The organism is Arthrobacter sp. CAL618 (genome assembly GCF_000468215.1).
Lineage (GTDB): Bacteria > Actinomycetota > Actinomycetes > Actinomycetales > Micrococcaceae > Arthrobacter_D.
On the sequence record NZ_ASZW01000131.1, the window covers coordinates 1 to 9161 of the forward strand.

The 9161-nt window shown below is 62.7% G+C and carries 8 protein-coding genes (1 of these 8 running past the window's edge); 4 read left to right on the plus strand and 4 right to left on the minus strand.

Annotated features, from left to right (window positions below; translation table 11 throughout):
- Positions 1-577: 577 nt before the first annotated feature.
- From K728_RS0108015 to K728_RS0108030, 4 genes are all read right to left on the minus strand, one after another.
- Entirely contained in the window at positions 578-1318 is a 741-nt protein-coding gene (locus K728_RS0108015; protein ID WP_024476352.1) for an ABC transporter ATP-binding protein, read from the minus strand.
- Positions 1315-2343 (minus strand): ABC transporter ATP-binding protein, encoded by a 1029-nt coding sequence (locus K728_RS0108020; protein WP_051317647.1) that lies wholly within the window; start codon positions 2341-2343, stop codon positions 1315-1317. Before K728_RS0108020 ends, K728_RS0108015 begins: the two co-directional genes overlap by 4 nt.
- Positions 2344-2456: 113 nt before the next feature.
- Entirely contained in the window at positions 2457-3437 is a 981-nt protein-coding gene (locus tag K728_RS0108025; RefSeq protein ID WP_019483669.1) for a branched-chain amino acid ABC transporter permease, read from the minus strand.
- A gap of 11 nt (positions 3438-3448) precedes the next feature.
- A complete protein-coding gene (locus K728_RS0108030) occupies positions 3449-4801 on the minus strand; it encodes an ABC transporter permease subunit (protein WP_019483668.1) in 1353 nt (450 codons plus the stop codon).
- Between the two features lie 279 nt (positions 4802-5080).
- Between K728_RS0108030 and K728_RS0108035 the strand changes: the two genes are divergently transcribed.
- The 4 genes from K728_RS0108035 to K728_RS18860 form a co-directional block, all read left to right on the plus strand.
- Complete coding sequence (locus tag K728_RS0108035; protein ID WP_024476355.1) at positions 5081-5932, plus strand: Bax inhibitor-1/YccA family protein; 852 nt, start codon at positions 5081-5083, stop codon at positions 5930-5932.
- 185 nt (positions 5933-6117) lie between these two features.
- Positions 6118-7377, plus strand: coding sequence for an AI-2E family transporter (locus K728_RS0108040; RefSeq protein WP_024476356.1), 1260 nt, complete (start codon positions 6118-6120; stop codon positions 7375-7377).
- Positions 7374-8627 (plus strand): threonine ammonia-lyase, encoded by a 1254-nt coding sequence (gene ilvA, locus K728_RS0108045; RefSeq protein ID WP_019483665.1) that lies wholly within the window; start codon positions 7374-7376, stop codon positions 8625-8627. The genes K728_RS0108040 and ilvA overlap by 4 nt, the downstream gene beginning before the upstream one ends.
- A 2-nt stretch (positions 8628-8629) precedes the next feature.
- A protein-coding gene (locus K728_RS18860; RefSeq protein WP_024476357.1) for a rhomboid family intramembrane serine protease crosses the window boundary here: on the plus strand, positions 8630-9161 show its 5' portion. The gene runs 137 nt beyond the window's last position; the window shows 532 of its 669 coding nt (coding positions 1-532); it begins with the start codon at positions 8630-8632; the stop codon falls past the right edge of the window.

A 9161-nucleotide genomic window follows, 5' to 3' on the forward strand; every position in this document is an offset into this window, starting at 1 on the left:
CGGCCGTTTTGGTGAGCAACCCGGACAGCGGGGCATGTTTTCTCGCTGCCCACCGGACCGCCGCCAGCCGTCAGCCTGCAGCCGACCGTGTGGCCACCCGAACGACCCCAGTGCACTATAGGGAAGCCGCCTGTGCTCTACAGGGAGGCGTAAAGCTTGCCGGTGGAGGTTCGCCAGCCTCGACCGTCAAGAGGGCCGAGTTGCCCATCTTCGGTTCTGTGATCACCCGGGTTTTCCAGGCGAATCGTTCCACATAGGGCATGGCCCGCATGCCAGCGACGGTGCCCCGCATGAAGTCCTCGGTCTGCGCACTTGTGCAGGACCCTCACCTTGCCGAGGAAGCTGTCCACGTCCGCCCAGCCGTGACAATGCATGGTCATGGAATTGCGACGGTCCATGGGTTGTCTTTCCAGAGGAGGGACCGGAGTTCGCCGCGAGCACCAGCCTATGAGCCCACATGGATCCTTTTTGCCCTGATTTGCACAGTTTCCCGAGAGGCTAGGGGCAGGCGAGGACGCGCCCAACGCAAAACGCCCGGCTGNCTCCCAGCCGGGCGTTTATGATCCTGAGGAGCCTGCTAAGCCGTGTCGGCGAGGGTGCCCAGGTACAACTGGATCACCTTCGGATCCTTCATCAGCTCGCGGCCCGTACCCGTGTACGCGTCCTTCCCCTGATCGAGCACATACGCCCGGTCACAGATCTGGAGACACCGGCGGGCGTTCTGCTCGACCATGATCACCGAGACTCCCGCCCGGTTGATCTCATGTACCCGTAGGAACGTCTCATCCTGTTTCACGGGTGAGAGACCGGCTGAGGGCTCATCGAGCAGGAGTACTGCCGGGTCCATCATGAGCGCCCGTCCCATCGCCACCATCTGGCGTTCGCCGCCCGAGAGCGACCCGGCCCGCTGTGCCCGACGCTTCCCCAGTTCGGGGAACAAGTCAGCGACGAAGTCGAACCGCTTCTTGAAGTCCTTCGGCCGCTGGTACATACCCATTTCGAGGTTTTCCTCGATGGTCAGCGAGGCGAACACGTTGTTGTTCTGTGGGACGAACCCGACCCCCTGGCTAACCAGTTTGTTGGCCTTGAGCCCGGTGATGTCTTTGTCCCTGACCACCACAGACCCGGAATGTACCTTCACCAACCCAAACATGGCCTTGAGCAGCGTGGACTTACCAGCGCCGTTGGGGCCGATGATGCCGATCAGCTCACCCGACCGTGCCTCAATACTGCAGCCGTTGAGGATGTTGACGCCCGGCAGGTAGCCAGCCACCAGGTCGGTGACCTTGACCACCGATGTGCTGTTGTCCTCGCTCATGGTCGGGTCTCCTTGCTGTCCGGTGCGGTATCCGCCGTTGTGGCGGGACCAGTCTGGCCTGTGCGAGTGGTTTCGACTGGCGTGCCGTCCAATTGGGTGCCTCCGGGGTGGGCCAGGATGCCGGCGTCGGCGGTGCCGACGACGGACTCCTCGTCCTGGGCGAGCTCAACTTCAAGCATCTCGACGCCCTTTGAGTCGCCGAGGTCGACGTCGTGATGCGCGCCAAGGTAGGCATCGATCACGGCCTTATCCTTCATCACTATCTCGGGCGGCCCTTCGGCGACGATCCTGCCCTCGGCCATCACCACCACCCAATCCGCGATGTGACGGACCATGTGCATGTCGTGCTCGACGAACAGCACCGTCATGCCCTCGGCCTTGAGGTTCTTGATGTGGTCCAGCAGGGACTGGGTGAGTGCTGGGTTAACTCCAGCCATCGGCTCATCGAGCATGACGAGAACCGGCTTGACCATCAGTGCCCGGGCCATTTCGAGCAGCTTACGCTGGCCTCCCGACAGTGACGCCGCGTAGTCGTCCTTCTTCGCATCCAGTTTGAACTTGGCGAGGAGCACGTCTGCCTGCTCGGTGATTTCCTTCTCCCGCTTACCCCATAGCCCCTTGAACAGGGCCCGAGCGAGGCTCTCACCGGGTTGTGCAGTGGCGCCCAGACGCATGTTCTCCATGACGGTCAACTTGCCCATCACCTTGGTGAGCTGGAAGGTACGCACCATCCCCATCCGGGCCACCTTGTAGGACGGCACCCCGGCGATGTCACGGTCGTCGAAACGCCACTGCCCGCTGTTAGGGGTGTCGAAGCCGGTCAACAGGTTGAAGAGTGTGGTCTTGCCAGCACCATTGGGCCCGATCAGCGCAGTGATTTTGTTGCGGGGGACCTCAAGATACTCGACGTCGACGGCGTTCATCCCACCGAATTGGCGGGTCACCTTCTCCGCGACCAGGATGGGGTCCCGTTTTTTGCAGCCTGGACCGGTCTGCCCGGTGGTGATGTCGCGGGAATCGGTCATGTAGTCCACCGGGGTTGAGCCGGCAGGCGCTGACTCCACGGCTCCGGGGGTGGCCGCACTGTGTTTGGGTGGACGCCCGTCCCCGGTGGTCGGCTGCGTCTCTAGTGGTTCGGTCATGCGAACGCCAGCTCCTTCTTGTTACCCAGGACGCCCTGGGGTCTGAACACCATTAGCAGCATCAACGCGACGCCAACGAGGATGTAGCGCAATTGACCTGCCTGCACGTTGGACAGGAAGGTGATGGCACCGATTTCAATTGCACCGTAGAGCAGCCCCTGGGTCAGGGACAGCACCACCCAGAAGATCATGGCCCCGATCACCGGTCCAAGAACGGTGGCCATGCCACCGAGCAGGAGACAGGTGTACAGGAAGAACGTTAGCTCCGTGGCATAGTTGGCAGGCTGTACCGCGCCGCGGGGGAGGGTGAAGATCATGCCCGCCAGGGAACCGAGGAGGCCACCGATAACCAGCGCCTGCATCTTGTACGCGTACACGTTCTTGCCCAGGGCACGAACAGCGTTCTCGTCCTCCCTGATCCCCTTGAGCACACGGCCCCAGGGGCTGCGCATGAGCAACCAGACGGTCAGGCAGGCGAGGGCCACAATGGTCCAGCCCACGATTCTGATCCACAGGTCCCGCTCATTCATTGCGATGGGACCCACATTGTAGGATCCCGGGGCCAACGGATTTAGCGCGAAAAAGCCATTCTCGAAGTTGGCGAGACCGTTGGCTGAGCCCGTCACCTCGGTCAGCCCGTTGGTGGTCACGATGTACCTGACGATTTCCGCTGCGGCGATAGTGACGATCGCGAGATAGTCGGCTCGTAGGCGCAGGGTGGGAATGCCCAGGATGAGGGCGAAAAGCACGGAGGCCGTCAACGCCACCAGGACGGCGACTGGCAGGGGAGCGTCGAAAGTCAGGGTTGAAATTGCGTAGCCGTAGGCACCCACGGCCATGAAACCGGCCTGGCCGAAGTTCAGCAGTCCTGAATAGCCAAAGTGCACGGCGAGACCGAGGGCGGCCAGAGCATAAGCGGCGGTGGTGGGGCTGATCATTTCGCCGAAGGCGAGTGCAAGAATATTTCCGAAATCCATGATGTGAGCCCCTAACCGACGCGCTCTTTGCGGCCGAGGATACCCTGCGGCCGGAACAGAAGAACCAGAATCATGATCAGAAGCGCTCCCACATACTTAAGGTCGGCTTCCAGCCAGATGGTCGAGATTTCCACGAACAGTCCTACGATGATCGACCCGATGAGGGCACCGAACACGGTGCCCAGTCCACCGAGGACGACGCCAGCGAAGATGAGCAGCAGGATCTGCTGACCCATGTTGAAGGACACGCCCGGACGGTAGTACGCCCAGAGGATTCCGCCGAGGGCTGCCAGCGCCCCGCCGACCATCCAGACAATCCGGATGACCCGGTCCACATCGATACCTGAAGCGGCAGCGAGGGCTGGGTTGTCCGACACCGCGCGGGTGGCTTTGCCGAGGCGGGTGCGCAGGAGGAGGAACCCAACCAACAGGATGATCACCAGGGAAATCAGCAACGAATTGAGGTTGTTCTGTGAAATGGAGACCGGTCCGAAGTCCAGCCGAGCGCTCTGGGCGCCAGGCAACTGCTGCGTGGCACCACCGAAATTGAACTGAATGATGTACCGGAGCGCCAGGGCGAGCCCAATGCTGACGATCATCATGGGAACCAGCCCGGTTCCGCGACGGCGCAGGGGCTTCCACAAACCAGCATCCTGGACCCACCCGAGGAGAGCACCAGCGACCACCGCCAACGGTATTGCCACGAAGATGGGCAACCCCAATGCGGCGAATCCGAAGGCAACTACCGCGCCAAAGGTAACCATCTCGCCGTGGGCGAAGTTGGTGAGCCCGGTTGTACCGAAAATCAACGACAGCCCGACGGCGCTCAGCGCGAGCAGCAGGCCGAAGCTGAGGCCGGCGAGGGAGCGTTCCGCGAGGGTGTCCCAGAAGCTGGTGGTGGTTGTGACGATCCCCTCGCCGAACAGAAACAGCGTGGTGACGTTGGATGTGCCAGCAAAGGTGACTGTGCGCGGATTGGCCTGGCCTTCAGCCAGGGCCGCACCCTCGGGGAGGGTGTCAACTTCGAGGGTTACCTCGTAGGCACCCTGCTCGGGTACCCCGACGGACCAGGACCCGTTGGCTGCCGAAGTAGTCTCACCATCGAACCCGTTGCCCGATACCGAGATGGTGACGTCCGCGAGAGGGCCGTCGGCGTTCCGGAGAACACCACTGATCCGGTCAGTGAACTCCTGGGCAACGATCTGCCCGGGGAGATGCGATGCGGCCAGTGTGCTGGGAGCTGTCGCGGGGGCCCCTGGGTGGTAGCCCTGGGCTGCGGGGGCGCTGAGCATGAGGACGGCGATGAGGCCGGTCGCGAAAACCAGCAGCCTCCTGATCCACGCAGGCGTCGGTCGGGTTATCAAGTTATGAACCTCACTATGGGGTGCCCCACCGGCGATCCGGTGGAGTAAGGACGGCTTGTGGCATACGTCTGGTGCCACATGTCTTGTGACACATGTCACCGAGTGTGAGTTCATGTTACCCGTGCCATGTTTCGACGGATACCCAAACGGCTACCGGCGGGTAGCGATTGGGTAACGACTGCTGGCGTCGCTGGCGCCGCAGGGAACAAAATGTCGGAAAAAGCGTTGACATTGATAAGGTTAAAATCACATTCATCCCCCATTGGAGGACAAGTTCACATGGCACTTGGCGGTAACCCGGTATTCAACGGAAAGAACTTCCGTACCGCTGCACGCGGCAACACTCCGGCAGGGCAAGGCGCAACTGCGCTCGCCGGCCAGAGCGCAATGAGCACCACCCAGATGGAAGACCTGTACAACCAGCCATCAGCGGGGCCCTCGCAGACCGGACGGATGACCTTCGACGACGTGATCGTCAAGACAGTCCTCTCGATCGGCGTTGTACTGGTCGGTGCTGCTGTGCCTGCCTTCCTGCTCCCAGGGCTCGTGATGCCGCTGATGATCGTCGGTATGGTCGGCGGGCTGGTACTTGGACTGGTCAACGCTTTCAAGCGGGAACCCGTCCCGGCGCTGATCCTGGCCTACGCGTTCCTGCAGGGTCTGTTCGTTGGCGGGCTGACCATGGTGTTGGAGGCTCAGTTCCCCAACATCGCGCTGCAGGCCCTCGTGGGGACGCTCACCGTCTTCGCCATCACTTTGGCCCTGTTCAAGAGCGGCAAGGTGCGTGCCACACCCAAGGCGATGAAAATCTTCATGATCGCCATCCTCGGGTACGCAGCGTTCAGCCTGGTCAACCTCGGTCTGATGCTCTTTGGCGTTAGCGAAGACCCTTGGGGCCTGCGCACCGGAATCGAAATCGCCGGTATCCCACTCGGTGTCATTATTGGTATTTTCGCGATCGGGCTCGCCGCCTTTTCCCTCGTTATCGACTTCACGTCGATCAGCGACGGAGTGCGAAACGGTGCACCCCAGAAATACTCGTGGACCGCGGCCTTCGGCCTGACCGTCACGCTGATCTGGCTCTACGTGGAATTCATTCGCCTCATCGCGATCCTGCGCGGCAGCGACTAAGTCCTCAGCATTTCGTAATCCTTCGACTTATGCCCGCAGCGATTGTTGCGGGCATAAGTGTTTAATAGCCCCCTGGCTGGTCCGCCAAGCGCCCTCCGATTGGCAGTGGGCTGACCTTTAGTCACACGGGTCCGGCAGGCTGGACCCAGTGCTGAACGATCAGTGACGTGTGGAAAGATTGCACCATGATTCGCCCTCCTCAGCGGCAGACCCCGTCGGGTATTCAGGGCGCCCGCGAACAGGCCATGGGGCGGGCCCTCGTCAGGGATGTACCGTACGCGCTGAGCCTCTCGGCTGCGTGGGCATGGCGGGTCGGCTTGATCATCGTCGTGGCCGGAATGCTGATCTGGCTCCTCGGACACATCTCGCTACTCATTATCCCGCTCCTGCTCGCAGGGTTGTTGGCCAGCCTCCTGTTACCCGTGATGGGTTTGCTGCGGAAGGCACGGGTCCCGAACGGTCTCGCCGTCGCCCTCACCGTCGTAGGGTTCCTGGGAGTGGTGGGCTCGATGGCAACGCTGGCGGGCCGGCAACTGGCTCTCGGATTTACCGATCTCTGGGATGAGGTGGTGGAAGGGATCCGGCAGGTCCAGACCTGGCTCCACGATGGGCCGCTGGGTCTCACCGACTTCCAGATAGACCAGTTCATCAGTGAGGGTGCCAGCGCCGTCCAGAACAACAGCGGATCGATCGTGACAGGCGTGATCTCTCTTGGGAGTAGCGCCGGCAGCTTCGCGGCCGGGGCGCTGCTGGCGGTCTTCGCCCTGATCTTCTTCCTCTTGGAGGGGGAGCGGATCTGGCGCTTCGTGGTTGGGCTGATGCCGCGTGACGCCCGAACAGCTGTCGACGGCGCCGGACGCCGTGGCTGGTCCTCAATGGCCAACTACGTGCGGGTGCAGATGCTCGTAGCGTTCGTTGATGCTGTGGGTATCGGAGTCGGTGCCGCCCTGATCGGGGTGCCGCTGGCGCTGCCGCTCAGTGTCCTGGTCTTCCTGGGATCCTTCATCCCCATCGTGGGAGCACTGTTCACCGGTTTGGTAGCGGTCCTGCTCGCACTGGTAGCCAACGGCTGGGTCAACGCGTTGATCATGCTCGCCATTGTGCTGGTCGTGCAGCAACTGGAAGGTCACGTCCTGCAACCGCTGATCATGGGACCCGCAGTGTCCCTCCACCCCCTGGCGGTGGTCCTCGCCGTCGCTGGCGGAACACTGATCGCTGGAATCCCCGGAGCGCTCTTTTCGGTGCCCCTCCTCGCGGTGGTGAACACAGTGGTGCGATATATTGCCGCGCGCTCCTGGGAGACGGACCCGGTCGTCGGCGGGATCCCGCCACCACCCGACGGCCTTCCGGAGCCTCCGGAGGACCCTCCCCTCAGCGACGAAGACACCAACAACCACCCGATCCACACCACCACCCCAGATGACACACGAAAGGCCAACCAGTGACTGATCTTTTGGATCTCGCCGTGACGCTGGATGACGTCCAAGCCGCGCAGAAACTCCTTGACGGAGTCATCGCCCGCACCCCGATTGAGGAGTCCAGGGCGCTGGGGCGCCTGATTGGCGCCAATGTGTCGCTGAAGTGCGAGAATCTGCAGCGGGCGGGATCCTTCAAGATCCGCGGCGCTTACGTGCGGATGGCACGGCTCTCCGACGCCGAGAAGGCCAGGGGAGTGGTGGCCGCGTCGGCAGGCAACCACGCCCAGGGGGTGGCGGTTGCTGCCGCCCGGCTCGGCATCAAGGCGCGCATCTACATGCCATTGGGTGTCGCGCTACCCAAGCTCGCTGCCACCCGCGGCCACGGCGCCGAAGTGGTCCTTCACGGGCACAACGTCGATGAAGCGCTCGCGGAAGCCAAACGGTACGCCGAGGAGACCGACACCGTATTCGTCCACCCCTTCGACAACGTCGATGTGGTCGCCGGTCAGGGGACCATCGGGCTGGAAATCCTCGAACAAGTGCCCGACGTCGACACCATCCTGATGGGGGTGGGCGGCGGTGGTCTGCTGGCTGGGGTCGCCGTCGCTGTCAAGGCCAGAGCGAGGGAGTTGGGCCGGGAGATCCGGATCATCGGGGTGCAGGCCGAAAACGCTGCGGCCTACCCGCCGTCGTTGGCGGCTGATGCGCTGGTACCGCTAACCAAGGTATCGACCATCGCCGACGGCATTGCCGTGGGCCGCCCCGGTCAGCTGCCCTTCTCGATCATCAAGGAACTGGTCGACGACGTCGTCACGGTCACCGAGGATTCACTGGCACGGGCGCTGATCTTCTTGCTCGAACGGTCAAAGATGGTGGTGGAGCCCGCGGGCGCGGTGGGGGTGGCGGCCCTGCTCGACGGCAAGCTCACCGAGAACGGCGCTTCCCCGGGAAATACGGCGGTCATCCTGTCGGGCGGGAACATCGACCCGATGCTGATGCTCAAGGTCATTCAGCGAGGACTCGCCGCTGCGGGCAGGTACCTGGTGGTGCGGATGCTCCTCGATGACAGGCCAGGCTCACTGGCCACGATTTCCCGGATCATCGCCGAATCCGACGCCAACGTGACCGGTGTCGATCACACCCGGGTGGGTGGATCCATCAGCATGGGAGATGTTGCGATAACCATCAATATGGAGACCAAGGGTGATGAACACTGCGATCTCATCCTCGGTAACCTGCGGGCCGAAGGATTCCAGCCCATGGTTATCGAAGGCTGAGCATGCTCGCCGAACGCGCCCGCAAAGGACTACTCACGGTCGGTGTGTTCGCGGCGCTGCTCTGGGCCATCCACCTGGTCAATGTGCTCACGGGCGCCCGACTGGTTGGCTGGCTGGGGATTGACCCGCGGGAGGTGTCGGGCCTCGACGGCGTCCTGTTCGCGCCGCTGCTGCACGCTGGGGTGGGACACCTCCTGAGCAACACGCTGCCGCTGCTGGTGCTCGGTTTCCTCACATTCCTTGAGGGAACACGTCGGTTCGCCATTGCCGTGGCGGCTAGCTGGTTGGGATCCGGGATCGGGGTGTGGATTTTCGGCGGCGGACTTACCATCGGCGCCTCCGGCGTGGTTTTTGGCCTGTTTGCCTACCTGATGGTCAGGGGCTTCTATAACCGCAGCCTGCGACAGATCCTGCTCGCCCTCGTGGTCTTCCTGATGTATGGCTCGATCCTGTGGGGAATCCTGCCCAGCGCGGGATCCAACATCTCCTGGCAGGCTCACCTGTTCGGGGCGCTCGGCGGGGTGCTTGCTGCCG